Source organism: Aeromonas sp. R5-4 (assembly GCF_040908215.1).
Lineage (GTDB): Bacteria > Pseudomonadota > Gammaproteobacteria > Enterobacterales > Aeromonadaceae > Aeromonas > Aeromonas veronii.
The window spans coordinates 98720-125510 of record NZ_JBFODG010000029.1; the positions used below are offsets into that span (position 1 = coordinate 98720).

The following is a 26791-nucleotide window of genomic DNA, read 5'->3' on the forward strand; positions in this document are numbered from 1 at the left end:
CCCGCCACGCCAGCAACAGAAAGGGCAGCCCGCAGGCTGCCCTTTGTCATTTCACGACGGGCTTAAGGGGTCTGCTTGACCCAAATCAGCTGGTCGGTGGCAAAGCCCAGCGACTTCGCCTTGGCGACCAGCGCATCCACCTTCGCCTTGGGCGGGTTGGGGGAGCGGGAGAGGATCCAGAGGTAGTCGTGGTTGTAGCTGGTCACCAGCGAGAGCTGGTAATCGGGGTCGAGGTCGATGACGTTGTAGCCGCCGTAGAAGGGGCCGAAGAAGCTCACCTTGAGCCGCGCCTCGTCAGGACTATCGACGAAGTAGGCCTTGCCCTCGGCTTCGCGCCAGCTGCCATCGCTCTGCTTGCCGCGGTTGAGCACCTTGACGCCGCCATCGTCCCGCAGGCTGTAGGTGGCGCTCACCTGCTCCAGCCCCCGTTCGAAGCTGTGGTCGAGGCGGGCGATTTCGTACCAGGTGCCAAGATAACGATCGAGCTGGAAGCCGGTAACGGGGCGGATGCCATCGGCAATCCCGGTACAGGCTGTCAGCAGCAAAGCGGTGAACAGGCAAAGCAGTGAACGCATAAGTAATCCCTCTCTTGTTATCCCTCGATGATGCGCAGCTGGCCATCCCGGAAGCGGGAGGCCTGATCCGTCGGCGTGCTGCCGAAGAAGCGCTTGTACTCCCGACTGAACTGGGAGTTGCTCTCGTAACCGACTCTGGCCGCCGCGGTGCCCGCCTTGATGCCATCGTGCAGCATCATCATCCGCGCCTTGTGCAGGCGAAACGACTTGATGTACTGCAACGGCGAGGTAGCGGTGACCGCCTTGAAGTGGTGGTGAAAGGCGGAGACGCTCATGTTCACCTCCCGCGCCAGCTCCTCCATGGTGAGGTTGTCGGCATAACGGGACTCTATCATACGCAGCACCCGGGCGATCTGGCCCACATGGTTGTGGCGATTGGCGAGCGCCTGCAGCGCCGGGCCGCCCCCCTCGGTGAGGGCGTGGAACAGCATCTCGCGCACCGTCTGCGGTCCCAGCACCCTGGCGTGCAGCGGGTTGTCCATCAGCTCGATCAGTCGCTCGGCAGCGCAAAACATGGTTTCCGACAGGGGGACCGAGTGGACGCCGCTCTTTTGCGACGCGGGGGCGGGCAGGGCATCGCCCAGCTCCAGCAGCAACTCTTGCAGGGTTACCAGATCGATCTCGATGGTAAAACCGATAAGCGGCTGCTCGGGGGAGGCGAAGCACTCGCACTCGCAGGGGAGCGGCAGGGTCATCAGCAGGTAGTGGTTGGGGTCGTAGCGAAACACCTGATCCGCCAGATAACCCACCTTGTGTCCCTGCAGGATAACGATCATCCGCGGTTGGTAGAGCACCGGGGTGCGGCCATGGTGCTCGGTGGTATAGATGAGGTTGACCTGTTTCACCGGTGATGGGGTGATGCCGGGGGCGGTGACGTGGCGGGTCAATCTGGTTGCGAGGTCGCTGTAACGGTTTTGCATGGGCGCTCTTTGATTCGACAGTTCCGGTTTTCGCTGCTTTGTAGAAATAGGCAAGAATCAAGCAGGATGTTGTCTTGATGGTAGGGTGGTTCTGGAGAAAAATGCAATCACGATTTCGCGGCCAGGCCGCCCTGACTATCAGAAGAAGGCAATGTCGATGAACAACTTTACTCTCCATACCCCGACCAAAATCCTGTTCGGCCAAGGGCAGATCGCCCAGCTGCGCGAGCAGCTTCCGAGCGACGCCCGCGTCATGATCACCTACGGCGGTGGCAGCGTGGTACGCAGCGGCTTGTTGGAGCAGATCCGTAACGAGCTGGCTGGCATGACCCTGTTTGAATTTGGCGGCATCGAGCCGAACCCGGCCTACGAGACCCTGATGGGCGCCGTGGAGCTGGCCCGTGCCGAGCGGGTCGACTTCCTGCTCGCCGTTGGCGGTGGCTCCGTGCTCGATGGCACCAAGTTTATTGCCGCTGCTGCGCACTACGATCTGGCCAAGGATCCCTGGCACATTCTCGAAACCGTCGGCAGTGAAGTGCGTTCCGCCATTCCGCTCGGTTCCGTGCTGACCCTGCCGGCGACCGGTTCCGAAATGAACATGGGCGCCGTCATCACCCGTCGCAGCAGTGGCGACAAGGTGCACTTCTTCTCGCCGTTCGTGATGCCGCGCTTCGCCGTGCTGGATCCGGTGCTCACCTACACCCTGCCCGAGCGTCAGGTGGCGAACGGGGTGGTGGATGCCTTTGTTCACATCGTGGAGCAGTACCTCACCTATCCGGTCAATGCCAAGGTGCAGGATCGCTTCGCCGAAGGCTTGCTGCTGACCCTGATCGAAGAGGGCCCCAAGGCGCTGGCCGAGCCGCACAACTACGAGGTGCGCGCCAACATCATGTGGAGCGCCACCATGGCGTTGAACGGCCTGATCGGCGCCGGTGTGCCGCAGGATTGGGCCACTCACATGTTGGGTCACGAACTGACCGCCCTGCATGGCCTCGACCATGCCCAGACTCTGGCGGTGGTGCTGCCTGCCCTGTTGCAGGCCAAGCGCAAACAGAAGCATGCCAAGCTGCTGCAATACGCAGAGCGGGTGTGGGGTCTGCGCAGCGGCAGCGAAGCGGAGCGCATCGACGATGCCATCGCCGCGACCCGCGACTTCTTCGAGCGGATGGGGGTCAAGACCCGCTTGCGCGACTATGGTCTGAAAGACCTGGGTATCGATACCCTGATTGGCAAGCTGGGGGAGCACGGCATGACCCGTCTGGGCGAGCACAGCGATATCGATCTGGTGCAGAGCCAGCATATTTATGAAGCGGCCTGGTAAGGGCCGCCAATCGGCGCCACACGGGCAAAACGATTGAATTGTCGGGGCCGTCTCCCGCCATCGGGCGGCTGGACGGCCCCGTTTTTGTTGGGAAAATGTTACTTTTCGGCGTTTCGATGCGAGAAGTGCGACGAAAGCGGATTTCGTAAGAACAAAAAACGCTAAGATAGAGGGCCGGTAAAACATTTTTTTTGACTGGTTGGATCACTTTTTTCAGCCGTTTTTACTGGTATAAGCCTCTAATTTGGTTTGTTTTTTTTAATCGTAGCCAGGGATGGGCTGAATTCTGTACGAGTGCCGTCGGGACTGCGGTTGTAATAAAACTCCAAAATTTGATACTAATCACCTTCGCGCCTGAAAAGCGGGGGCCTGACCATGACAGGAGGTTGAGGTAAAGCCTACTGATTTTCATAACAAAGAGCCCTGGACCTGCACTTTGGTCATGTCTTGTTTCGTCAGAAGTGAGACACTGGGCAGCGATTGTTTATTAACCATCAGGGAATAGTCATGCAGATTGGAATACCGAGAGAGAGTCTCGCCGGTGAGACCCGGGTCGCAGCGACCCCGGCTACCGTCGAGCAGCTGAAAAAGCTCGGCTTTGAGGTTGCCATCGAGTCCGGCGCAGGCCAATTGGCCAGCTTCGATGATGCCGCCTTCGAGGCTGCCGGTGCCAGCGTGGTGCCGAATGTCTGGCAAGCCGACCTTATCTTCAAGGTCAATGCGCCGACCGATGCCGAGATCGCACAAATTAAAGATGGTGCCACTCTGGTGAGCTTCATCTGGCCTGCCCAGAACCCTGAGCTGGTCAAGAAGCTGTCCGAGCGCAACATCAATGTGATGGCGATGGATATGGTGCCGCGGATCTCCCGTGCCCAGTCCCTCGATGCCCTCTCCTCCATGGCCAATATCGGTGGCTATCGTGCCGTGGTTGAAGCTGCGCACCAGTTTGGTCGCTTCTTCACCGGTCAAATCACCGCAGCCGGTAAAGTGCTGCCTGCCAAGGTGCTGGTGATCGGCGCCGGTGTAGCCGGTCTGGCCGCCATTGGTACTGCCGGTTCCCTCGGTGCCATCGTGCGTGCGTTCGATACCCGTCTGGAAGTGGCCGAGCAGATCGAATCCATGGGTGGGGAATTCCTCAAACTGGACTTCGGCGGCGAAGATGGCGCCTCCTCCGACGGTTACGCCAAGGTGATGAGCGAAGAGTTCATCAAGGCCGAGATGGAGCTGTTTGCCCAGCAGGCCAAAGAGGTGGACATCATCATCACCACGGCCCTGATCCCGGGCAAGCCGGCTCCCAAGCTGATCACCAAAGAGATGGTCGACAGCATGAAGCCGGGCTCCGTCATCGTGGACATGGCCGCTCAGGCTGGCGGTAACTGCGAATACACAGTGCCGGGTGAACTGCATGTCACCGACAACGGCGTCAAGGTGATTGGTTACACCGATCTGCCGGGTCGCCTGCCTGCCCAATCCTCTCAGCTCTACGGTACCAACCTGGTCAACCTGATGAAGCTGATGTGCAAGGAGAAGGACGGCAACGTTGCCATCAACTTCGAAGATGTGGTTCAGCGCAACATGACGGTGATCCAGGCCGGTGAAGTGACCTTCCCGCCGCCCGCCATCTCCGTCTCTGCCGCTCCGCAGAAACCGGCCGCCGCCAAACCGGCCGCCAAGAAAGAAGAGGCCAAGCCTTCCAACAAGAAGTTCGTGTTCGGTGCCCTTGGCATCGCCGCCTTCGGCTGGATCGCTTCCGTTGCCCCGGCAGCCTTCCTCTCTCACTTCACCGTATTTATCCTGGCCTGTGTGGTCGGTTACTACGTGGTGTGGAACGTCTCTCACGCCCTGCATACGCCGCTGATGTCGGTCACCAATGCCATCTCCGGCATTATCGTGGTCGGTGCCCTGCTGCAGATCGGGCAAGGGTCGACCTTGGTCACCGTGCTGGCGTTCGTCGCCGTGCTGATTGCCAGTATCAACATCTTCGGCGGTTTCACCGTCACTCAGCGCATGCTGAAGATGTTCCGTAAGGATTAAGGGGGTTTAACGTGTCTCAAGGACTGGTAACAGCATCCTATATCGTTGCCGCCGTGCTCTTCATCCTCAGTCTCGCGGGACTGTCGAAGCAAGAAACGGCCAAGCATGGCAACCTGTTCGGTATCGCGGGTATGGCTATCGCCCTGCTCGCCACCGTATTCAACCCGGAGACCAGTGGCGTGCACTGGATCATTCTGGCCATGGTGATCGGCGGTGCCATCGGCGTGCGTCTGGCACTCAAGGTCGAGATGACCGAGATGCCCGAGCTGGTGGCCGTGCTGCACAGCTTCGTCGGTATGGCAGCGGTGCTGGTGGGCTTCAACAGCTTCATCGATCTGCACCCCTCTGCCCCTGCTGAAGTGGTGGTTTCCGTCGGTTCCAACCTGGATGCCACGCTGGCAGCCGCCCGTGCGGCGTTTGAACAGGCGGCCAGCGTCGCCCAGGTCGAGCACCTCTCCGGCGCCATGCTGAACATCCACCTGGTCGAGATCTTCCTGGGCGTCTTCATCGGTGCCGTGACCTTCACCGGTTCCGTGGTTGCCTTCGGCAAACTGCGTGGTCTCATCTCCTCCAAGCCGCTGATGCTGCCGCACCGCCACAAGCTGAATCTGCTGGCTGTGGTCGCCTCGCTGGCGCTGATGGTCTATTTCGTCAACGCGGGCGGCTCTACCTTCGCCCTGCTGGTGATGACCCTGATCGCTTTCGCCTTCGGCTGGCATCTGGTTGCCTCCATCGGTGGCGCCGACATGCCGGTGGTGGTCTCCATGCTGAACTCCTACTCCGGTTGGGCAGCCGCAGCGGCGGGCTTTATGCTCTCCAACGACCTGCTGATCGTGGTGGGTGCGCTGGTTGGTTCCTCCGGTGCCATCCTGTCGTACATCATGTGTAAAGCGATGAACCGCTCCTTCATCTCCGTGATCGCCGGTGGCTTCGGCTCCGATGGCGTGGCCTCCACGGCTGATCAGGAGATGGGCGAATACCGCGAAACCAGCGCCGAGGAAGTGGCTGACCTGCTGAAGAACTCCAGCTCCGTCATCATCACCCCGGGCTACGGCATGGCGGTGGCACAGGCCCAGTATCCGGTTGCCGAGATCACCCAGAAGCTGCGTGACCGCGGCGTCAAGGTGCGCTTCGGTATCCACCCGGTTGCCGGTCGTCTGCCAGGTCACATGAACGTGCTGCTGGCGGAAGCGAAAGTACCGTATGACATCGTGCTGGAAATGGACGAGATCAACGAGGACTTCGCCGATACCGATACCGTGCTGGTGATCGGTGCCAACGACACCGTTAACCCGGCTGCGATGGAAGATCCGGGCAGCCCGATCGCCGGTATGCCGGTACTGGAAGTGTGGAAAGCGCAGAACGTCATCGGCTTCAAGCGCTCCATGAACACTGGCTACGCCGGTGTCCAGAACCCGCTGTTCTTCAAAGAGAACACCCAGATGCTGTTTGGCGATGCCAAGGCGAGCGTCGAGGCCATTCTGAAAGCACTGTAAGTGCCGTTCAGAAACAGGATATCAAGGAGGCTTCGGCCTCCTTTTTTATTGCTCATCCCTTGTATATCCTCAATCCATACGGACCGTGAGGGATCATCCATGATGTGGTGTCAGGGTTGGCGAAGGATCGGATTGTATGGGTGGTTGCTGGCCTCCCTGCTTGGTGCCGGCTCGGCCACAGCGGCAGACGAGCAGCCGACCCTGACGCTGCTGACCGAGCTGTGGCCCCCCTATGTGATGCGGGACGATGGGGGGCGGCTGGTGGGGGCCGATCTCGAGCTGGCTCGCACCGTGCTGCAGCAACTTGGCTATCGCACCGAAATCAGGGTGCTCCCATGGAAGCGGGTATTGCAGCAGGCGATGCTGCGTGAAGGAGATGCGGTGATCGACATCTTCTATGCCGAGGCCCGCAAGAGCTGGCTCTACTATCCCGAAGAGCCGCTCTCCTACAGCGGTGAAGTGCTCTTCTATCCGGTTGACCGTCCACTCCATGTCACCCGGCTGGCCGATCTCAAGGGGTTGCGGGTCGGCATTCAGGCCGACTACGCCTACAGCAAATCCTTCCTGACCGATACCGGGGTGGTTCGGGTGCCGATGACGGGGGAGGGGAATGCCATCAAGCAGCTTCACCTGATGATGGCGGGCAGGCTGGACGGGGTGGTGCTGAACGAGCTGGTCGGTCGGTATCTGCTGCATACCCAGGGGCTGCAGGATCAGGTGACCCATGGCTCCTATATGCTGACCGACGATAGCCGCAACTTTCTCGGATTTACCCACAAGCCCGGCCATGATCAGCTGGCTGTCCGCTTCTCTGCAGCACTCAAACAGTTCAAGCAGACCCCCGCCTATAAGCAGTTGCTGGCCCGTTACCATCTCTAGACGGGTCCGTTCTCTGTGCGCCGCTTCACAATTTGTCGCACTTTGTTAAAAGACGGGCATAATGGCGCTGAAAAAAGCGATATTGCGCAACTTAATTTGATTTTATTGATATTAGAATCAAATCCAGTTGATTTACTGGGGTCGCCACCAGGCGGCTACCACCCTCGCGACGCCTTTGCGGCGCACCCAGAATGGATATCAACCCCGCGTCACCCTTTTTGCCATGTTGTTGTCTGTGGCGATGACTGGTATTGCTCCATGAACATGAGAAACACTGCAATGAAAGCACAATGGACCGACTTTATTACCCTGCTCAAGCGTGAAGTGGTGCCGGCCCTTGGCTGTACCGAGCCGATGTCGGTCGCCCTGGCTGCGGCCAACTGCCGCAAGCTGCTGGGGCAGGATCCTACTCGCATCAGCGTCTGGGTCAGCGGCAATCTGTTCAAGAACGGCATGGGGGTTGGGGTACCGGGCACCGGTATGATCGGTCTGCCGGTGGCGGCTGCGGTTGGCATCACCGGCGGTAACCCGGATGCCGGGCTGGAGGTGCTCAAGACTCTCACCCCGGCCCAGGTCGAGGCGGCCAAGGCGCTGCTGCCGGTCATCACGGTGGATGTGAAGGATGTGCCGGACGTGCTCTACGCCGAGGTGCTGGCCGAAGTTGAAGGCCACAGCGCTCGGGTGGTGATCTGTACCGACCACACCCGCATCATCCTGATGGAAAAGGATGGCGAGGTGCTGATGGAGCAGGCCAGCGCCCCCGGCGTGCAGATCCAGCCAGCCAAATCCGCCAAACCGGCCATGACCCTGCGGGAGATCGTCGATTTTGCATTGGAAGTGCCGCTGGCGGAGATCGACTTTATCCGCGAGGCCGCCACTATGAATCAGGCGCTGGCAGATGAAGGGTTGCAGGGTTACGGTCTGAAGATCGGCAAGATCCTCACCGAACAGGTGGAGCGTAAGCTGCTCTCCGATGACCTGATGACGCTGGCGATGCGACTCTCCTCCGCTGCCTCCGATGCACGGATGGATGGCGCCATGCTGCCCGCCATGTCCAACTCCGGTTCCGGCAATCAGGGCATTGCCGCTACCATGCCGGTGGTCGCGGCTGCCCGTTTCCTCAAGGCGAGCGACGAGCAGCTGACCCGGGCACTGGTGATGAGCCATCTGGTGGCCATCTACATCAAGACCTATCAGAACAAGCTGTCGGCCCTCTGCGCCGCCAGTACCGCCGCCATGGGGGCCGGTGCCGCCATCACCTGGCTGCTGGGCGGCCAGTATCAGCAGATCAGCCACTGCATCAACAACATGATTGGCGATGTCTCCGGCATCATCTGCGACGGCGCGGGCAGCGCCTGCTCCATGAAGGTCTCCACCTCCACCTCGGCGGCGGTTAAGTCTTCGCTGATGGCTATCAACAACCTGCATGTCCCCCAGAGCGAGGGGATCGTTTCCGACGATGTGGACCAGACCATCGCCAATCTGGGCCGCCTCTCCAAAGAGGGGATGCTGGATACCGACATCGAAATCATCAACATCATGCGAGCGAAACAGCAGAAGCAGTGAATCTGTGACAAGGGGGCGATAGACCCCCTTGTTCTTGTCACGACGGCGCAGACCGTCTGACACGGTTGCCAGGGCAAGCATGGCGCTTGCTCTTGTTTCTCGGGTCCAAGCCCGCTTTTTGGGGAGTCATACCATGACATTTAGCGTTATCGGCAATCTGGCCATCGCCGCCATCTTGCTGTTCTTTCTCTACCGGTTACAGGAAAAACATGTGAGCTTCACCCGCCGGGTATTTGCCGGTCTGGGGCTCGGTATTCTGTTCGGCGCCGCGTTGCAACTGCTTTACGGTGCAGGTTCGCCCGTCATTGTTCAGACCATCGACTATCTGGATATCGTGGGTAGCGGCTATGTGAAGCTGCTGCAGATGATCATCATCCCGCTCATCATGGTCTCCATCATCAGCGCTATCTTGAAGCTCAATGGCGGCACTGCGCTGGGCAAGATCAGCGCCATGACCATAGGCGTGCTGATCTTCACCACCGCCATCGCCGCCGGGGCGGGCATCCTGATGTCCAACCTGTTTGGCCTGACCGCTGAAGGGCTCACATCCGGGGCCGCCGAGAGCGCCCGTGGCGCTGCGCTGCAGACCACCCTCGGTAGCGTCGAGAGCATGTCGTTCGCCAAGATGATGCTGGAGTTCATTCCCGCCAACCCCTTCCTCGACATGACCGGGGCGCGCAAGACCTCCACCATCGCCGTGGTGATCTTCTCCATCTTCATCGGCCTCTCCGCTACCGGCATCGCCCGCAAGAAGCCGGAGATCTTCGCCAGCTTCAGCCACTTCGTGGCCGTGGCTCATGCCATCGTGATGCGAATGGTGACTCTGGTGCTGCGCCTGACCCCGTTCGGCGTGCTGGCGCTGATGACCAAGGTGGTCTCCGGCTCCAACTACGCGGATATTCTCAACCTGCTCAGCTTTGTGATGGCCTCTTACGGCGCCATCGCCATCATGTTTGTCGTGCACCTGCTGCTGGTGAGCATGGTCGGCATCAACCCGCTGCGCTTTCTCAAGAAGATCACTCCGGTGCTGGCGTTTGCCTTCACCTCGCGCACCAGTGCGGGCTCCATCCCGATGAACGTGCAGACCCAGACCAAGTCGCTGGGTATTCCCGAGGGGATCGCCAACTTCGCCGCCTCCTTCGGTTCCACCATCGGCCAGAACGGCTGTGCCGGTATCTATCCGGCCATGCTGGCCGTGATGATTGCCCCGACCGTCGGGGTCAACCCGATGGATCCCGGCTTTATCATGACCCTGATCGCCATCATCACCGTCAGCTCCTTCGGGGTGGCCGGGATTGGCGGCGGTGCTACCTTTGCCGCGCTGATCGTGCTCTCCGCACTGGACTTCCCGGTGGCGCTGGCCGGTCTGCTCATCTCCATCGAGCCGCTGATCGACATGGGTCGTACCGCGCTCAACGTCTCCGGCTCCATCACCGCAGGGACGGTGACCAGCCGCCTGATGGGCGAGACCGACATGCATGTGTTCAACAGCGATCACGAAGTGAGTCTGGACGGCGAAGAGTCCACCGTCTGATTTGCTGTCGGTTGATCTGCCCGTGGAAAGGGGCGACTCTTTCCCGTCATAGACCGCAGGGAGGGCATGCCCTCCCTGCGCCATTGAGAGGAAAAACAATGAGAATTCTGATCATCGGTGGCGAAGCCGCCGGTATGAGCGCGGCGGCCAAGGCGCGCCGTCTGGCCAAAGATGCCGAAATCGTGGTGTATGAGGCCTCCGAGGTGATCTCTTTCGGTGCCTGCGGCCTGCCTTACTTCGTCGGTGACGAGTTTCAGGAGCCCGGCTACATGGCCGAGTTCACCCCGGAGCAGTTCGCCGCCAAGGGGATCGAGGTCAAGATTGGCCATCGGGTGCTGAGCGTTGATGCAACTGCTCAGACTCTGGTGGTGGAGCACAACGGCGACACCTTCACCGATCGCTACGATCGCCTGATGATTGCAACCGGTGCCCGCGAAGTAATGCCCCCCATCCCTGGTCTGCAGCAGCAAGGGGTATTCGGTCTGCGCCGGATGGCCGACGGGTTGGCGCTGAAGGCGGCGGTGCAAGACAAGAACAATCGCCGCGCCGTGGTGATTGGCTCCGGCTTTATCGGGCTGGAGGTGGTCGAGGCGCTGGTCCATCAAGGCAAAGAGGTGCGTCTCATCGAGCTGGCGGATCGAGTCATCCCCGACGCGTTTGATGGCGAGATCACCCAGCACATCGAAACCGAACTGCGCGAGCAGGGGGTCTCCCTCCATCTGGGTGAGCGAGTTGAAGCACTGCTGGGGGATGGTCGGGTGACCGGCGTACGAACCAGCCAGGGCGAGTACGAGGCCGATATCGTGGTGGTCTGCACCGGGGTCAAGCCCAACACCGAGTTTCTGGCCGATACCGGCATCGAGCGGCTCGGTAACGGCGCCATCAAGGTGGATCGCCAGGGGCGCAGCTCGCTGGCCAACGTCTGGTCGGCCGGCGACTGTGCCAGCGTCTGGCACAGCGTGAAGCAGCAGCAGGTCTATGTACCGCTCGCCACCATCGCCAACAAGCTGGGGCGCATGGTGGGCGAGAACCTGGCGGGTGCCGAGCAGGAGTTCCCGGGCACCCTCGGCTCTGCCGCGCTCAAGGTGCTGGGGCTGGAGGCGGGCCGTACCGGCCTCTCCGAGCAGGAAGCCAAGGCGATGGGGATCGACTATCGCACCGTGGTGATCAAGGACAAGTGCCACACCAACTACTGCCCGGGTCAGTCCGACATTCACGTCAAGCTGGTCTACGAGGCGGGCAGCAAGCGGCTGCTGGGCGGCCAGATCCTCGGTCGCAAGGGGGCGGTACACCGCATCGACGCGCTGGCGGTTGCCATCACCATGGGGGTGACCACCGAGCAGCTCGGCATGCTGGACTTTGCCTACGCGCCCCCCTTCTCCCGCACCTGGGATGCCCTGAACGTGGCGGGTAATGTCGCGAAGTAAGCGTTGCGATGACTGCGTCGTTACGCAGATTCTGCTCTGCAGAGCAATCTGCGGGTAACAGCTGAGGGTAAATTGCAGCGATAAAAAAACCGATGCCTTGGCATCGGTTTTTTGTTACCGGTTTATCCGTATCACTCAGCCACGGCCGAGGCGGTTCTCCGGGTAGTTCTTGGCCAGCACTTCGCGGGCATGCTTGGCCAGCTGCGGCATCTTCAGGGCGTCGTAAGACTCGACCATGATCTCCAGTGCCTTCTCGGTTTCGGCTGTGTCGGGGTAGGTCTCGACAATCAGCTTGGCCCGGTTGGCGGCCGCGACCAGTGCATCACGCTTCACATAATACTCGGCCACGCTCAGGTCATATCGGGCCAGACGATTCTTCAGGCCAATCATGCGGGCGCGGGCATCGGCGGCATAGACGCTGTTGGGGTAGTTCTGCAGCAGGGTCTTGAAGTCCTGGAATGCCTGACGGGCATAAGCAGGGTCTTTGTCGTCCCGATCGATACCGAACAGGCTCTGGAAGAAGTTGTAATCCGCTGCCATGTTGGTCAGGCCGCGCATATAGAAGACGTAATCGATATTTTTATGCGCCGGATTGAGGCGGATAAAACGGTCGATATTGGCGATCGCCTGAGCGGTATCATCCTGCTTGTAGTAGGCATAGATGAGGTCAAGCTGCACCTGGTTGGAGTAGGCGCCGAACGGGTAGCGAGAGTCCAAAGCCTCCAGCAATTCAGTGGCTTGCACGTAATTGCCAACATCCAGTTTGAGGCGTGCTTTCTGGTACAGGGTCTCCGGCGGTTCGTCGGGTACCTTGGGTTTGGTGCTGGAACAGCCTGTGATCAAGGTAGCGACCAAGGCGAGCGACATCAGCAGGTGAGACTTCTTTCCCATCAACAACATCCGGTCCATTTCCACGAAATTGGCAAAGTATCCGTTATGCTTGGCTAAAAGAAAAGCTAGAATACCCGGATTATTTCGAATTGATACCCCCCGCTCAAGAGACCATACATGAGCCAGCATATTGAACTGACAGGCGAATTCCAGGATCACCAATTCGGGCAGCGACTCGACCAGGCCCTGGCCGAATTGTTTCCAGACTACTCCCGCACCCGCATCAAGGAGTGGATTTTACAGGACAGAGTGACCCTGGACGGTCAGGTTGCCAACACCCCGCGCGAGAAGATTCTGGCCGGGCAGCAGGTGCATGTGAATGTCGAGCTGGAAGATGATACCCGCTGGGATGCCCAGGATATCGAGCTCAACATCGTTTATGAAGATGAACACATTCTGGTGATCGACAAACCGGCCGGACTGGTGGTTCACCCGGGCGCAGGTACGCCGGATGGCACCATCCTCAACGCCCTGCTGCACCGCTACCCCGGCATTGCCGAGGTGCCTCGCGCCGGTATCGTGCACCGTCTGGATAAAGACACCACAGGTTTGATGGTGGTTGCCAAAACCGTACCCGCCCAGACCCATCTGGTGGAAGCGTTGCAGGCGCGCCAGATCACCCGTGAGTACGAAGCGATCGCCATCGGTCACATGACCGCAGGTGGTACCGTTGATGCGCCTATCGGCCGTCACCCGACCCAGCGTACCCATATGGCCGTGGTGCCCAATGGTCGTCCTTCCGTGACTCACTACCGGGTTCACGAGAAGTTCCGTGGCCACACCCGTCTGCGTCTGCGTCTGGAGACCGGCCGTACCCACCAGATCCGTGTCCACATGGCGCACATCAAGCACCCGCTGGTGGGAGATCCCGCTTACGGTGGTCGTCTGCGCCCGCTGCGCAACGCGACCCCCGAGCTGACCCAGGCACTGCGTAACTTCAACCGTCAGGCGCTGCATGCCACCATGCTGCAACTGGCTCACCCCATCACGGGGGAAGTGATGCAGTGGCACTCAGCTACACCGCAAGACATGGTGGAGCTGATGGAAGTGCTGCGCGCGGATACTCTCGCCAATCCGGACGATCTGGTCTGGAACTGATGTGATCGGGCCTACTGCGTCGGTTTCTGGCGTCATCCGGCCCGAATAGATGCCAAACGGGGTTCCCTTGCAGGAGCCCCGTTTTTATATCGGTGAAATTGAAGGAGTCACAGATGAAATGGATCGAACCTGACTGGCCTGCTCCGGCCAATGTCAGAGCCCTGTCAACTACTCGGGATGGCGGGGTAAGCGAGGGGTTTTTCGCCGGGCTGAATCTGGGCGCCCATGTGGGTGACGAAGCGGCGCGAGTCGAGTCTAACCGCGCCCGCTTGCAGCAGGCGGCCGCCATCCCGGGGCCCCTCAACTGGCTTAATCAGGTGCACGGCACCGTCGTTCATCCGGTCAGCAGCCATTATGAACAGGCGCCGGATGCCGATGCCGCTTGCGCCCATGAGGCGGATCAGGCCTGCATCGTGATGACCGCCGACTGTCTGCCGGTGCTGTTTTGCGATCGGGCCGGCACAGTGGTGGCCGCCGCTCATGCCGGTTGGCGTGGACTGAAAGAGGGCGTGCTGGAGGCAAGCATCGCCGCCATGGGTTGCGAGCCGGGCGAGATCCTGGCCTGGCTTGGCCCGGCCATCGGCCCCACTGCGTTTGAAGTGGGTGGCGAGGTGCGCGAGGCCTTTATGGCAGAGCAGGCCGAAGCTGAAGCGGCGTTCGTCCCATCGCCCAATGAGGGGAAATGGCTAGCGGATATCTACCAGCTGGCCCGGCTGCGCCTCGCCCGTGCCGGCGTTACCGCCGTTTATGGCGGCGAATACTGCACCTTCAGCGACAGCGAGCAGTTCTACTCTTATCGTCGCGACGGCCAGACCGGCCGGATGGCCTCCCTCATCTGGTTGGCCCGCTAAGCAATCACCCGCCAAGTAATAGCCCGTCTCTCTCAAGACCAGAGCCGTATGAGAGAGGCGGGGATCCTGTTCTTGTCCCGTCTTGCAGAAAAAATAACCAGCTCATGCCCTTGAAATAGCCCGTACGGGCCTCATCTTTCATCTCAGAAAGTTATGTTGTTTGCCGCGCAAGCGGCGTCTGCCTGTTTGAAGGGGGAGTGCAATGCGCCTCGATCGCCTGACCAGCAAATTCCAGATTGCTATTTCCGATGCCCAGTCTCTTGCGCTGGGTCGTGACCACCAATTCATCGAACCCGTTCACCTGATGACCGCACTGGTCAATCAGGATGGCGGCTCCATCCGTCCGTTGCTCACCCTGACCGGGATGGATATCAACGCCCTGCGCTCCCGCCTTGGCGAGGAGCTGGATCGCCTGCCGCGCGTGAGCGGCGTAGAAGGGGACGTGCAGCTCTCCAACGGCCTCGGCCGTCTGCTCAACGTCTGCGACAAACTGGCCCAGCAGCGCAAGGATCAGTTCATCTCCTCCGAGCTGTTCGTGCTGGCGGCCCTCGACGACAAGGGAACGCTGGGTGAGCTGCTGCGCGCCCAGGGGCTGACCAAGGAGAAACTGGAAGCGGCCATCGACAAGGTGCGTGGCGGCAAGAAGGTGGAAGATGCCAACGCCGAGGAGAACCGTCAGGCGCTGGAGAAGTACACCATCGATCTGACCGAGCGGGCCGAGATCGGCAAGCTCGACCCGGTGATTGGCCGGGATGACGAGATCCGCCGTACCATTCAGGTGCTGCAACGTCGTACCAAGAACAACCCCGTGCTGATCGGTGCTCCCGGCGTCGGTAAAACCGCCATCGTCGAGGGGCTGGCCCAGCGCATCATCAACGGCGAAGTGCCGGAAGGGCTCAAGAACAAGCGGGTGCTGTCGCTGGACATGGGGGCGCTGGTGGCCGGTGCCAAGTATCGCGGCGAGTTTGAGGAGCGGCTTAAAGCCGTGCTGACCGATCTCGCCAAGGAGGAGGGCAACGTCATCCTCTTTATCGACGAGTTGCACACCATGGTTGGCGCCGGCAAGGGCGAGGGGGCCATGGATGCGGGCAACATGCTCAAGCCTGCACTGGCCCGTGGCGACCTGCACTGCGTCGGCGCCACCACCCTGGATGAGTACCGTCAGTACATAGAGAAGGATGCTGCCCTCGAGCGTCGCTTCCAGAAGGTGCTGGTGGAAGAGCCGAGCGTGGAAGACACCATCGCCATCCTGCGCGGCCTGAAGGAGCGTTACGAGCTGCACCACCATGTGCAGATCACCGACCCCGCGATTGTGGCGGCGGCCCAGCTGTCGCACCGCTATATTGCGGATCGTCAGTTGCCGGACAAGGCCATCGACCTTATCGACGAGGCGGCAGCCAGTATCCGGTTGCAGATCGACTCCAAGCCCGAGGCGCTCGATCGTCTCGAGCGGCGCATCATCCAGCTCAAGCTGGAGCAGCAGGCGCTGATGAAGGAGGACGATGACGCCAGCCGCAAGCGTCTGGAGCTGATCAATCAGGAGATTGGCGAGAAGGATCGGGAATACAACGAGCTGGACGAGGTATGGAAGGCCGAGAAGGCTGCCCTTGCTGGCACCCAGCACATCAAGGCGGCGCTGGAGCAGGCCCGTCAGGATCTCGACGTGGCGCGCCGGGCAGGCGACCTGGGCCGGATGTCCGAGCTACAATATGGTCGCATTCCGGAGCTGGAGAAACAGCTGGATCTCGCCACTCAAGCCGAGATGCAGGAGACCAGTTTGCTGCGCAACCGGGTCACTGACGTGGAGATTGCAGACGTCTTGGCCCGCTGGACCGGGATTCCGGTCGCCCGCATGCTGGAAGGGGAGCGCGATAAGCTGCTGCGGATGGAAGATCAGCTGCACAGCCGGGTGATTGGCCAGGAGGAGGCGGTCGATGCCGTCTCCAACGCCATTCGCCGCTCCCGCGCCGGGCTCTCAGATCCGAACCGCCCCATCGGCTCCTTCCTGTTCCTGGGGCCCACCGGGGTGGGCAAGACCGAGCTGTGCAAGGCGCTGGCCGAGTTCCTGTTCGATACCCAGGATGCCATGGTGCGGATCGACATGTCGGAGTTCATGGAGAAACACAGCGTGGCCCGTCTGGTGGGGGCGCCTCCCGGATACGTGGGTTACGAAGAGGGTGGTTATCTGACCGAGGCGGTGCGCCGTCGTCCCTACTCGGTGATCCTGCTGGACGAGGTGGAGAAGGCGCATCCGGATGTGTTCAACATCCTGTTGCAGGTGCTTGATGATGGCCGCCTGACCGATGGTCAGGGTCGCACCGTCGATTTCCGCAACTCGGTGGTGATCATGACCTCCAACCTCGGGTCGGATCTGATTCAGGAGCACCACTCCGAGAAGGATTACGACGAGATGAAGGCCATGCTGATGGATGTGCTGACCCGCAGTTTCCGGCCGGAATTTATCAACCGGATCGACGAGACAGTGGTGTTCCATCCCCTCGGCGAGGATCACATCAAGTCCATCGCCCGCATCCAGCTCAAGAGCCTGATGGGCCGACTGGAGGCTCAGGGCTACGAGGTGGAGGTGAGCGAAGCGCTGCTCGAGAAGCTGGTGCATGCCGGGTTCGACCCCGTCTACGGGGCGCGTCCCCTCAAACGGGCGATCCAGCAGAAGGTGGAGAACCCGCTGGCGCAGGCCCTGCTTTCCGGCCGCATCGTGCCGGGCAAAAAACTGGTGCTGGGGGCCGACAGCAACGGCCTCACCATGACCCAGTAACCGATCTCGTATCGATGCTTGCAACGCCAGCCCTCGGGCTGGCGTTGCCATATCTGGGCGATGGAAAATAAAAAAACGGCAATCCGAAGATTGCCGGGAGGAATGTAGTGACGCGACCTGGCGTGGGTTGAGCGGGTCGCAGGGGCAAGCCCCGGTTTCGCCGTGGGCCATCAGGGATGACCACGCGACTTACAGCATGTCCGGACTGCGCTCGTTCAGTCCGCACCGCCACACACCTTCAGGGCTGACCCGCGTGCCATTGCGCACAGGCCAGACCGATGAAATCAACGTGTTTACAGCATGCCAGGGATAGCGGCCTTCATTTCAGAGGGCCACACACCAACCTGCACCTGACCGATATGCTCTTTTTGCAGCAGCAGCATGGCCAGACGGGATTGGCCGATACCGCCACCGATGGTTTGCGGCATCCGTGCTGCCAGCAAATCCTGATGCCAGTCGTACTGCAGGCGATCCTCGTCGCCGGTGATAGCCAGCTGGCGACGCAGCGCCTCGGCATCGACCCGGATCCCCATGGAGGAGATCTCGAAGCTATCTTGCAGCACCGGGTTCCACACCAGAATGTCGCCGTTCAGACCGGCCAGACCCAGCTCGCTGTGGCTGCTCCAGTCGTCGTAATCCGGGGCGCGCACATCGTGGCGCTCGCCGTGGGAGAGGGCTCCGCCGATGCCGATCAGGAATACGGCACCCAGCTCTTTGGCGATGGCGCGCTCGCGCCCCTTGGCATCGAGATCCGGGTAGCGGGCCAGCAGCTCTTCGCTGTGCAGGAACTGGATCTCGGCTGGCAGGAAGGGGGTCAGCTCATGTTCGGCACAGACCGCGCGCTCGGTGGCCTTGATGGCGGCCCAGATGCCGCGCACGGTTTCCTGCAGATAGGCCAGATCGCGGCGCTCGCTCGGCATTACCTTCTCCCAGTCCCACTGATCCACGTAGACGGAGTGGATGGGGGTGAGTTTGTCTTCATCCGGACGCAGCGCCTTCATGTGGGTGTAGATCCCTTCACCCGGGCCGAAGCCGAAGCGACCCAGGGTCTGGCGCTTCCATTTGGCCAGTGAATGGACCACTTCGTAGCTGTGATCCGGCAGGGTTTTTACTTTGACCTGCACTGCATTCTCGTGGCCAGAGAGGTTGTCCTGAGTACCATCACCGACCCGGCTCAGAATGGGGGCTTGCACCTCCATCAGACCCAGTTGCTGGGCGAGTTGGCGGGAGAACATCTCTTTGACGAAGCTGATCTGCTGTTGGCTGCGAATGTAGTGCTGTTTCATGCTGAATTCCTGTTTCAAACCCCGTTGGATGTGGTGATTCTTCAACGGATTGCCAACTAAATTCAATATTCGATAATAGAAATAGGCTTTATGCATTTTTTTCTTCAAAATAAGCCGTTATTTAATGAGGTATCGTCAACGGGAGTGCAAAAAAATGCCGGAAAATTACCGGATCGATAATCTCGATCAGGCCATCCTCACCGCTCTGATGGAAAATGCGCGGATCCCTTACGCCGAACTTGCGAAACAACTGGCGGTCAGCCCGGGCACCATCCATGTGCGGGTGGAGAAGATGAAACAGGCGGGGATCATCGAGGGGACGCGGGTGCAGGTTAACCCCAAGAAGCTGGGTTACGACGTCTGCTGCTTTATCGGGATCAATCTGAAGAGTGCCAAGGATTACCCCTCGGCGCTGGCCAAGCTGCAGGCGCTGGACGAGGTGGTGGAGGCTTACTACACCACCGGCCACTACAGCATCTTCATGAAGGTGATGACCCGCTCCATCGACGAGCTGCAAATAGTGCTGATCAACAAGATCCAGACCATCGACGAGATCCAGTCCACTGAAACCCTGATCTCGTTGCAGAATCCGATCCTGCGGGACGTGAAGCCTTGAGGTGGGTTGTATAAGGGGTAGGGTGTAGAGATCCATCTCCCGTGCGAAACCCTGACCCCCTGATCAGGGTTCGATATAGGGGATGGCGTACTTGTCGTAGAGCGCCTTGAGTCGGCCATCCCGTTTCATGCGCAGCAGTTCGGCATCGTAGGCCGCCATCAGGGCGGGGGTCTGTGCATCCGCTCGTGCGCGGGCCCAGGTGTTGAAGTAGGGGCTGCTCTTGAGCGGTTTGGGCAGGTAATCGACCTTACCCGTCAGCCCCTCCTCCTTGATTTGGGTGAAGGCGGTGACCAGCGGCATGGGCACGGTATCGATCCGTCCGGCCAGCAGTTTGCGCAGTTGCAGCTGGTTCATGGTGATCTCCTGGAACTGATAGGCCGGGTCAGTCATGGCCGCTGCCAGTTCAGGGGTATAGGAGAAATCCCTGGTCACGCCGATACGCCAGGGTTTGAGATCGGCCAGCGTTTCGTAGCGGATCTTCATCAGGTCCGCCTTGCGCACGAAGAAGTGCCAGCTGTGGCGAAGATGGGCCTGTTGGGGATAGATGAGATAACTCTCCCGCTCTGCCTTGTAGGAGTGGGTCATCACCAGATCGCAGGCGCCAGTTTCGGCATTGCGGGTGAGGCGGGCGGCGGAATCAGCCAGCTCGATCCGAAAGGGCGTCTCCAGCTTGTCGAAGATGGCGGTGACGATGTCGATATCGAGTCCGCGGGGTTTCTGATCGGCATCGAGAAATTTGAGCGGGGGCTCCATGGTGCCGCAGATCACCAGCTCTTTGGCGGGCAATCCGAGTGGAAACAGCAACCAAAACAGGGGGATCACACGCAAACTACGTCTCCTGAGCCCGTTTGAAGATATTCCAAGACCTGATTCCAGTATATTGGATGGCACCTGATCCGTTAGAAGCGACTGTTTATGGCAAATCCTGAAATCGAGAGCCCGCTGGACGGGATCGACAAGTTGACCGTCTCGCTCTACCGCCTTGGCTTGAGTGCGGCAGCATTGTTGCTGCTTTGCCGCGGTGCGGCGCTGCTGAGCGGGATGGCACTGCTCCCGTCGGCACAATGGTTGATGTCGCTGGCAGTGGCAAGCGCAATCTGCGGCTTCTCGCTGCATATCTACGACAAGCGGATTCGCCTGATTCTGCAGGGGTTTGGTTGGGGCGCACTGGCCCTGGCTGCGGTAGGGGCGCCGGATGCGCTGGTGCTGGGAGCTGCGTTGGCGACCCTCTCCGGGCTGGCGTTCAAGGAGCAGTTTTGCTTCGCCATTCCCGGCATCAAGCTGGTGCCCATTTTGTTGCCGGCGTTATGGCTGCTGGAGTGGTTGCGGGTGGAGTGGGCCGCCGCACTGGTGGCGCTGGTCTGCGGCGCCCTGTTGACCTTGCTGGCGCTGGCCAAGTGGCGGATGCCCCTGCACTTCGATATCGGTGACAAGGGGCGTTACCAGATCTAGGTCTGCTGGCACACCTTCATCTGCTGGTTGAGGGCCTGCATCACCTGACGGCGGCTGATGATGCCGACCACCTTGCCCTGTTGCAGCACCGGGTAGATCTTGGGCTTGGCGTCAGCCATCTGGCGGGCCAGCTCCAGAATACTCTCATCCGGCCCGACCGAGAGGGGCGAGCGGTTCATCAGATCCTCCACCCGGGTGCGGGTATCGCAGTGGTAGCTGCCGGTGAGCAGGCTGGGGATGCAGTCTTGTTCGGAAAGAAAGCCGATCAGCCGTTTCTGCTCATCCAGCACCGGCAGGCCGCCAAGACCCGATTGATGCAGGCGATCCAGCGCCTCGGCCAGGCCGAGTCCGGCAGTGAGGGAGTGGGTCAGGCGACCCATGTGGTGGTGTACTTTCAGCATGGTGGTGACTCCGCAAGAGGGGGATGCCGCCACTATGACGCGGGCGGGTAGCTCGCGACCAATGGCTTGTGCCGCAGGGATTGATAGGCACAAGCCATCGGCGGTGATCCGCTGGCAGGCGGGCTTCGTTCATGCAAGACCATGAAAGGGAAAGGAGATCGTATGCGTGCATTGGTAACGGGCTGTGGCCGTCGACTCGGATTTTATCTCTGTGAACAGCTGGTGGCGGCGGGCTGGCAGGTGACGGGCAGTTATCGCAGCGAGCGGCCGGAGCTGGCCACGCTGGCTGCATTGGGAGTCGAGCTGGTGCAGGCGGATTTTGGCCGGGAAGAGGACGTTGGCAAGCTGATCGATGTGCTGGCTGCCCATCAGGATCTGGCGCTGGTGATCCACAACGCCTCGGCCTTCGAGCCGCAGGCAACTGATCCGGCGGCGCAACTGGCCCAGTTCGAGCAGTTCTACCGGGTACACATGGCGGCCCCCTTCCAGCTCAACCGGGCGTTGGCCCCCCGGCTGGCCAGCAACCCCAACGCCAGCATCATTCACATCACCGATATCTATATCCATGCCCCGGCCCCCCGTTTTGCCTGCTATGTGGCGACCAAGGCGGGAGCCCATTCGCTGGCCATGAGCTTTGCCCGCGAGCTGGCGCCTGCGGTGCGGGTCAACACCATAGAGCCGGGGCCGATCCTGTTTCTCGATGAACATGACGAGAGCTGGCGCCAGCAGGTGTTGGCGAAAACACCGCTGGCGCGGGAGGGAGGGCTTGAGCCCATCTGGCAGGCGGTGCAGTTACTGATGGGGAACAGTTATATGACGGGTGCCAGCATCAAGGTGGATGGCGGTCGCGCGCTGGCCACCCTCTGAGGGGTTGCCGAGCAGCAACGGCCCCAGCCCGACCTGCCGGGTCAGCAAGCCCTTGCCGGGTTTGAACTTGCCCGACGGGGCGGGGAGCGTCACTTGCAGCGCCACCTTGGGGTCATGCACCTCGCCATGGCCATAGAGCTCGGCCAGCAGCTCCGCCAGATAGGAATCGACCTCTGCCGAGGCAAAGTCACCGCTCCTGTTGCTGGCCAGAATATCGATGTCGAGCGGCCGATCGTGCACCTTGCAGAGCGGATCGCTGCGATCCCGGCCGTGAGCCACCTCGAGGGCGACAAAGTACTGCTTGAGGCGGGCGGCATCGAGCGGGCTCTCCACCACCAGCAGGCAGTTGAGAAAGTCGTGGCAGGAGTGCATTCCCACCGGCTTGGTGCGGATCACCGAACTCAGCCGCAGGGGGCCGACGTTCGCAAGCAGCTCGGCCAGCGCCCGGCTGACATGGATGTAAGGGTCAAGATTGGAACCAATGCTACACAGATAGAACATGCTCACCTTCCCTGGGTTGGGCTCATCTGAAATGTATACGCAGCTCACGGTTATCGGATTAACTATGGCTTAACATTGTCTTATCTATTGTGATCCGGCACTGATTGGCAGAAAGGAGGTTTGCATGAGTGTGGAGCTGAAATGGGCGCTGTTGACCGCCTCGGGCGCGCTGGCGATGATCATGATTATCTGTCTGGCCTCTGTCGCGTTGGCGTGAATCACCACAATCCAGATAATACAAACCGGCCTGTTGGCCGGTTTTGTTTTTTGGGGCGGTGCGGCTATGCTGGCGCACCGGTGAGAATGCAAGAGAAGAGATGATGACCAAGGTTCGCCCACGCTCCCTGCTGCAGGTGGTATTGATGGGATTTGTGCTGGTATTGATGCCGCTGGGCGGCATGATCTGGCACAACAGCACCTCCCTTGCCCACCTCAGTCAGCTCACCAGCGACGAGATGGAGCGGGCGGTCAAGGATACCCGCCGCGCTACCCTGCTGACGGCGCAAGCCATCGATATCGAACGCACCTTGCGCCGCTTCGCGGTGCTGGGGGATCGCCGCAGTCTCACCAGCTACCAGCAGCAACTCGACGGGTATCGGGTGTTGCTGGCGGAGCACCGCAACTCCATCACCGACGGCCAGCTCTACAGCGGGCTCGATCAGGGGCTGGCCTGGCTCGACAGCCTGCAGGATGCCGCGCTGGCCCGGGCGGCGGTAGCGGGAGACAAGCTCGAGCAGTTCAACGATGCCAACAAGCAGCTCGAAATAGTCACCCGCAGCCGGGTTGACGAACACATGGATCGGGTACAGCTCACCATCGCCGGACTGACCAGCGAGCTCTGGTGGGTGAGCGGCGCGGTGGCGGCGCTCAGCCTGCTGATGGTCTTTATCTTCACCTACCTTATCATCCACCCGGTACGACAGATTGAGTCGCGCATCTTGAGTCTGGGTGCCGGGGTCGAACCCGATCCCAAGCCGGTTGACGGCCCTGCCGAGCTGGTATTGCTGGGGGAGCGGATCGTCTGGCTGCACGACAAACTCAAGGAGCTGGAGCTGCAGAAATACCAGTTCCTGCGTCATGTTTCTCACGAGCTCAAGACCCCGCTGGCGGTGCTGAGGGAGGGGACGGATCTGCTCTGCGAGCAGCTGGTCGGGCCTTTGACGCCGGATCAGCTGGAGATCTGCCAGATGCTCGATGAGAACAGTCGGCGTTTGCAGACCCTGATCGAGCGGTTGCTCGACTTCAACCGGCTCAGTCAGCAGGAGGCCTTCGAACTGGAGCCCGTCCCCCTGCTGCCGATGTTGTCGGAACTTTCTGCCGAGTACCGGCTGGCATTGGAGTCCAAGCAGATCCGTGTACACTTGCCGACCGTGCCGGTTACCCTGTGGGCGGAGCCCTACCGGCTACGACTGATCCTCGATAACCTCTTCTCCAACGCCGTCAGTTACGGCGCCAGCGGGGGCAATATCTGGATCAGGGCAGGGCAGGATGAACAGATAAGCTGGCTGGAAGTGGCCAACGAGGGGCCCAAGATCCCCGTGGCCGATCAGCAACGCATTTTTGAACCCTTCGAGCAAGGCAGCACAGTGCGGCAAGGTCTCTTGAAAGGCTCGGGCATGGGCCTCTCCATCGCCCGCGAGTCTGCCAACAGCCTGGGGGGGGAACTGGTTCTGGTAGAGGATGAACAGGCTGATGTCTGTTTCAGGTTGACGTTGAAATGAGGACTATGAAGATACAACGCGTATTACCAGCTCTGATGGCAGGGCTGCTCGCGGGTTGCTCCTTGCTGCCGCAACAGGCACAGCGGGAGTCCTCCGATATCGCTTTTGCCAAGCGGATGGAGTTTGCCAACAAGGAGATGCAGGTGCGTCTGCAATACTCCGACTGGCTGCTGGCCAGTCACCCCCAGCAACGGGTGCAGGAGCGTCAGCGTCTGAAAGGGGCTGACGATCTGGAGAGCCGGGTCAGTCTGGCCATGGTGGACTCCCACCCCGCCGAATCGGTGGCCAATCGCACCGCCGGTCTGGCGCGCCTGAAGCAGATGTTGCCCGAACTGGGTCTCGATGCGCAGGCCTTTTTACGTAGCTGGATCGCCCTCGGCGAACAGCTGCTGGCCCGCGACAGCCGTCGCGATGACCAGAGTCAGGAGATCCAGCGGCTGCGCCGCCAGATCGAGCAGCTGACCGCCATCGACGACCAGCTCAACCAGCGCAAGCTGAACGAGAATCGTGAGGTAATACCATGAGCCGGATCCTGTTGGTGGATGACGACGTCAGCCTGCTCAAACTGATGAGCATGCGGCTGCGCAGTCAGGGTTATGAAGTGGATACCGCCGACAGCGCGGAAGGGGCCCTCGACCGGTTGCGTCAGCAACGGGCCGATCTGGTACTGAGCGATCTGCGGATGGCCGGCATGGACGGTCTGGCGCTGTTCGAGCGGATCCAGGCCCAGTGGCTGGGTCTGCCGGTGATTATCATGACCGCCCACGGCACCATCCCGGACGCCATTCAGGCGACCCGCTCCGGCGTCTTCAGCTTTCTGACCAAACCCATCAACAAGGATGAGCTGTTCGCCACCATCGAACATGCATTGAGTCTGACGCGGCCGAAACAGCAGCAGGAGTGGCAGTCGCTGATCCTGACCCGCAATCCCCAGCTGGAACAGCTGCTGATCCAGGCTCACAGCATTGCCACCATGGAGGTGCCGGTGCTGATCATGGGGCCGTCAGGCTCCGGCAAGGGGGCGATGGCGCAGGCGCTGCATCAGGCCAGCCAGCGGCGCGACAAGCCGCTCCATACCATCAACTGTGCCGCCATTCCGTGGGCGTCACTCGACTTGCAGCTGTTTGGTGAAGATGGCCAGTCCGGGCTGTTCGAGCAGGCCAAGGGGGCGACCCTGTTTCTCGACGAGATTGGCAGCCTCTCCGAATCCCTGCAGGCCAAGCTGCTGCAGGTGATGGAGGAGTATGGTCAGGGCACGCCGGAGGTGCGGGTGCTCAGCTCCAGCCATCAGGATCTGGTCAAGGCGATGGAGGAGGGGCGCTTTCGGGAAGATCTCTTCTACCGTCTCAACGTTGCCAATATCACCTTGCCGTCTCTCAGTGCCCGCAGCGAGGATATCCCCCTGCTGGCCCGTCAGGCGCTCGACGATTACCGTAGCCGCCACAGCGACTGCGCCGCCATGGGTTTTTCGCCCGAGTCGCTGGCGATGCTGGCGGCCGCTGCCTGGCCCGGCAACGTGCGCCAGCTCTGCAACGTGGTGGAGCAGCTCGCCAGCCTCTGTTGCAGCCCGGTGATCGGGGTCTCCATGGTGGAGTCCGCCCTGAGCGGTGGTGGCGGCGGCATCCCCTCGTTCAACGAGGCGCGGGCCGAATTCGAGAAGGAGTATCTGATCCGTTTGCTGCGCACCACCGAGGGCAACGTGACCCTGGCGGCCAACATGGCGGGCAGAAACCGTACCGATTTCTACAAGTTATTGAATCGGCACGGCATTGAAGCAGCAAACTTCAAATCGAAGGGATAAATCAGGCGGGATCAACCACAGCCGGAGCGGCGTCAGCTTTCTGGGTTTTATGGGAGAGCCAGAGGCCGCTCGCCTTCATCAGGTAACCGAACAAGGCGCCAATGATGAGGGAGGGCAGGATCAGCCGCCACTCGCCAGCCGCCCCGAAGGTGGCACAGCAACCGGCAAAGGTGCCGGGAATGTAGCCGAGCCACTGCTGCTTGGCCTGTACGCACATCAGGGTGGCGACTACCCCCGTCATCACATAACCCGCCACACCCGCTCCCCACAGACTGTCGCCATGGATCAGCAGCAGTGCCCACAGCATGCCGCTGGTGTTGCAGAAGATGGTCTGCAGCAGCGCCTTGTAGCCGCCGCTTGACGCGAAATAGCTGGTGCAGCCGAGAAAGCCGACCCAGGAGATAAGGCCGAATGCGACGGCAATCCAGCCCCAGACGGCGGAGAGAATTCCAGTGGTGATGGCGATGGCGATCAGTGGGCTCATGGGGGCGACTCTTCAGTTGGCTTCGCAAAATGGGCAGCCTACCCCCGGCAATCGGGGCGGCAAGCGGGGGCCGAATTGTGTGTGATCTTCATCACCCTTTTCAACTCAGGAATACGCTTGCGCTCGCGAAAAAAATTCATTGGTGACCGGCCTGACAGTCGGCCATAGTTAGAGGCCCTGTCCTGCTCATGGAGTGAGTCTGATGGCGCCAAATGTGATCGTTCCCCTGCTGGTGTTCGTAGTCCTGTTTCTGGTCGGCACCATGGCCAAGGCACTGCCCCTGCACCACATGAT

General features: G+C 60.7%; 25 protein-coding genes. 17 read left to right on the forward strand and 8 right to left on the reverse strand.

Annotation, left to right across the window (positions count from 1 at the left end; all coding sequences use genetic code 11):
- Positions 1-62: 62 nt before the first annotated feature.
- Complete coding sequence (locus tag AB5Y83_RS15140; RefSeq protein WP_005341930.1) at positions 63-575, reverse strand: lipocalin family protein; 513 nt, start codon at positions 573-575, stop codon at positions 63-65.
- A 17-nt stretch (positions 576-592) separates the two neighbouring features.
- Positions 593-1495 (reverse strand): AraC family transcriptional regulator, encoded by a 903-nt coding sequence (locus tag AB5Y83_RS15145; RefSeq protein ID WP_139405385.1) that lies wholly within the window; start codon positions 1493-1495, stop codon positions 593-595.
- Positions 1496-1652: 157 nt separating this feature from the next.
- Here AB5Y83_RS15145 and yqhD point away from each other — a divergent pair, with 157 nt between their 5' ends.
- From yqhD to AB5Y83_RS15180, 7 genes are all read left to right on the forward strand, one after another.
- Complete coding sequence (yqhD, locus tag AB5Y83_RS15150) at positions 1653-2816, forward strand: alcohol dehydrogenase (RefSeq protein ID WP_368175444.1); 1164 nt, start codon at positions 1653-1655, stop codon at positions 2814-2816.
- 507 nt (positions 2817-3323) lie between these two features.
- A complete protein-coding gene (gene pntA, locus AB5Y83_RS15155) occupies positions 3324-4850 on the forward strand; it encodes a Re/Si-specific NAD(P)(+) transhydrogenase subunit alpha (protein ID WP_368175445.1) in 1527 nt (508 codons plus the stop codon).
- A gap of 11 nt (positions 4851-4861) precedes the next feature.
- Positions 4862-6346 carry a Re/Si-specific NAD(P)(+) transhydrogenase subunit beta gene (gene pntB / locus AB5Y83_RS15160; RefSeq protein WP_368175446.1) on the forward strand — a complete coding sequence of 495 codons (1485 nt, stop codon included), beginning with the start codon at positions 4862-4864 and terminating at the stop codon, positions 6344-6346.
- Between the two features lie 99 nt (positions 6347-6445).
- Complete coding sequence (locus tag AB5Y83_RS15165; protein ID WP_368175447.1) at positions 6446-7225, forward strand: substrate-binding periplasmic protein; 780 nt, start codon at positions 6446-6448, stop codon at positions 7223-7225.
- Between the two features lie 264 nt (positions 7226-7489).
- The gene (locus AB5Y83_RS15170; RefSeq protein WP_368175459.1) at positions 7490-8791 is read left to right on the forward strand and encodes a serine dehydratase subunit alpha family protein; all 1302 of its coding nucleotides are present in this window, start codon (positions 7490-7492) and stop codon (positions 8789-8791) included.
- A gap of 133 nt (positions 8792-8924) precedes the next feature.
- Complete coding sequence (locus tag AB5Y83_RS15175) at positions 8925-10325, forward strand: L-cystine transporter (RefSeq protein WP_005341918.1); 1401 nt, start codon at positions 8925-8927, stop codon at positions 10323-10325.
- Positions 10326-10423: 98 nt separating this feature from the next.
- Entirely contained in the window at positions 10424-11752 is a 1329-nt protein-coding gene (locus AB5Y83_RS15180; RefSeq protein WP_368175448.1) for a CoA-disulfide reductase, read from the forward strand.
- A gap of 135 nt (positions 11753-11887) precedes the next feature.
- Here AB5Y83_RS15180 and AB5Y83_RS15185 read toward each other — a convergent pair whose 3' ends face one another.
- On the reverse strand, positions 11888-12643 hold the full coding sequence (locus AB5Y83_RS15185; RefSeq protein ID WP_019446583.1) for an outer membrane protein assembly factor BamD: 756 nt from the start codon (positions 12641-12643) through the stop codon (positions 11888-11890).
- A 117-nt stretch (positions 12644-12760) separates the two neighbouring features.
- On the opposite strand from AB5Y83_RS15185, the gene rluD reads away from it, so the two are divergent.
- The 3 genes from rluD (at position 12761) to clpB (ending at position 17368) form a co-directional block, all read left to right on the forward strand.
- Positions 12761-13741, forward strand: a complete 981-nt coding sequence (gene rluD, locus AB5Y83_RS15190) for a 23S rRNA pseudouridine(1911/1915/1917) synthase RluD (protein ID WP_005339771.1) — start codon at positions 12761-12763, stop codon at positions 13739-13741.
- Between the two features lie 113 nt (positions 13742-13854).
- Complete coding sequence (pgeF, locus tag AB5Y83_RS15195) at positions 13855-14592, forward strand: peptidoglycan editing factor PgeF (RefSeq protein WP_368175449.1); 738 nt, start codon at positions 13855-13857, stop codon at positions 14590-14592.
- 202 nt (positions 14593-14794) lie between these two features.
- Complete coding sequence (clpB, locus tag AB5Y83_RS15200; RefSeq protein ID WP_005339779.1) at positions 14795-17368, forward strand: ATP-dependent chaperone ClpB; 2574 nt, start codon at positions 14795-14797, stop codon at positions 17366-17368.
- 293 nt (positions 17369-17661) lie between these two features.
- Here the strand turns inward: clpB and asnA are convergent, their stop codons facing one another.
- Positions 17662-18654: an aspartate--ammonia ligase gene (gene asnA, locus AB5Y83_RS15205; protein WP_040070056.1), complete on the reverse strand. Its 993-nt coding sequence runs from the start codon at positions 18652-18654 to the stop codon at positions 17662-17664.
- Positions 18655-18808: 154 nt separating this feature from the next.
- Between asnA and asnC the strand changes: the two genes are divergently transcribed.
- Complete coding sequence (gene asnC, locus AB5Y83_RS15210) at positions 18809-19270, forward strand: transcriptional regulator AsnC (protein WP_005339783.1); 462 nt, start codon at positions 18809-18811, stop codon at positions 19268-19270.
- 63 nt (positions 19271-19333) lie between these two features.
- On the opposite strand, the gene AB5Y83_RS15215 is transcribed toward asnC, so the two are convergent.
- A complete protein-coding gene (locus AB5Y83_RS15215; protein ID WP_368175450.1) occupies positions 19334-20098 on the reverse strand; it encodes a substrate-binding periplasmic protein in 765 nt (254 codons plus the stop codon).
- Between the two features lie 87 nt (positions 20099-20185).
- On the opposite strand from AB5Y83_RS15215, the gene AB5Y83_RS15220 reads away from it, so the two are divergent.
- Complete coding sequence (locus tag AB5Y83_RS15220; protein WP_047440355.1) at positions 20186-20722, forward strand: DUF2301 domain-containing membrane protein; 537 nt, start codon at positions 20186-20188, stop codon at positions 20720-20722.
- Here AB5Y83_RS15220 and AB5Y83_RS15225 read toward each other — a convergent pair.
- Positions 20719-21123 (reverse strand): CBS domain-containing protein, encoded by a 405-nt coding sequence (locus AB5Y83_RS15225; protein WP_139742491.1) that lies wholly within the window; start codon positions 21121-21123, stop codon positions 20719-20721. The genes AB5Y83_RS15220 and AB5Y83_RS15225 overlap by 4 nt on opposite strands.
- Before the next feature lie 162 nt (positions 21124-21285).
- On the opposite strand from AB5Y83_RS15225, the gene AB5Y83_RS15230 reads away from it, so the two are divergent.
- Positions 21286-21990 carry an SDR family oxidoreductase gene (locus AB5Y83_RS15230; protein ID WP_047440352.1) on the forward strand — a complete coding sequence of 235 codons (705 nt, stop codon included), beginning with the start codon at positions 21286-21288 and terminating at the stop codon, positions 21988-21990.
- Here AB5Y83_RS15230 and AB5Y83_RS15235 read toward each other — a convergent pair.
- On the reverse strand, positions 21916-22491 hold the full coding sequence (locus AB5Y83_RS15235; RefSeq protein WP_368175451.1) for a 2-amino-4-hydroxy-6-hydroxymethyldihydropteridine diphosphokinase: 576 nt from the start codon (positions 22489-22491) through the stop codon (positions 21916-21918). The two genes, AB5Y83_RS15230 and AB5Y83_RS15235, sit on opposite strands and share 75 nt — an antisense overlap.
- Positions 22492-22615: 124 nt before the next feature.
- On the opposite strand from AB5Y83_RS15235, the gene AB5Y83_RS15240 reads away from it, so the two are divergent.
- The 4 genes from AB5Y83_RS15240 to AB5Y83_RS15255 all read left to right on the forward strand — a co-directional run bounded on the left by AB5Y83_RS15240 (position 22616) and on the right by AB5Y83_RS15255 (position 26013).
- Entirely contained in the window at positions 22616-22708 is a 93-nt protein-coding gene (locus AB5Y83_RS15240) for a YnhF family membrane protein (RefSeq protein WP_005339800.1), read from the forward strand.
- A gap of 103 nt (positions 22709-22811) precedes the next feature.
- On the forward strand, positions 22812-24212 hold the full coding sequence (locus tag AB5Y83_RS15245; protein WP_047440386.1) for a HAMP domain-containing sensor histidine kinase: 1401 nt from the start codon (positions 22812-22814) through the stop codon (positions 24210-24212).
- Positions 24213-24217: 5 nt separating this feature from the next.
- Positions 24218-24736 carry a hypothetical protein gene (locus tag AB5Y83_RS15250; protein WP_150995587.1) on the forward strand — a complete coding sequence of 173 codons (519 nt, stop codon included), beginning with the start codon at positions 24218-24220 and terminating at the stop codon, positions 24734-24736.
- Positions 24733-26013, forward strand: a complete 1281-nt coding sequence (locus tag AB5Y83_RS15255; RefSeq protein WP_005339807.1) for a sigma 54-interacting transcriptional regulator — start codon at positions 24733-24735, stop codon at positions 26011-26013. The genes AB5Y83_RS15250 and AB5Y83_RS15255 overlap by 4 nt, the downstream gene beginning before the upstream one ends.
- Before the next feature lies 1 nt (position 26014).
- Here the strand turns inward: AB5Y83_RS15255 and AB5Y83_RS15260 are convergent, their stop codons facing one another.
- Entirely contained in the window at positions 26015-26497 is a 483-nt protein-coding gene (locus tag AB5Y83_RS15260) for a DUF1097 domain-containing protein (RefSeq protein WP_005339809.1), read from the reverse strand.
- Positions 26498-26791: the final 294 nt, after the last annotated feature.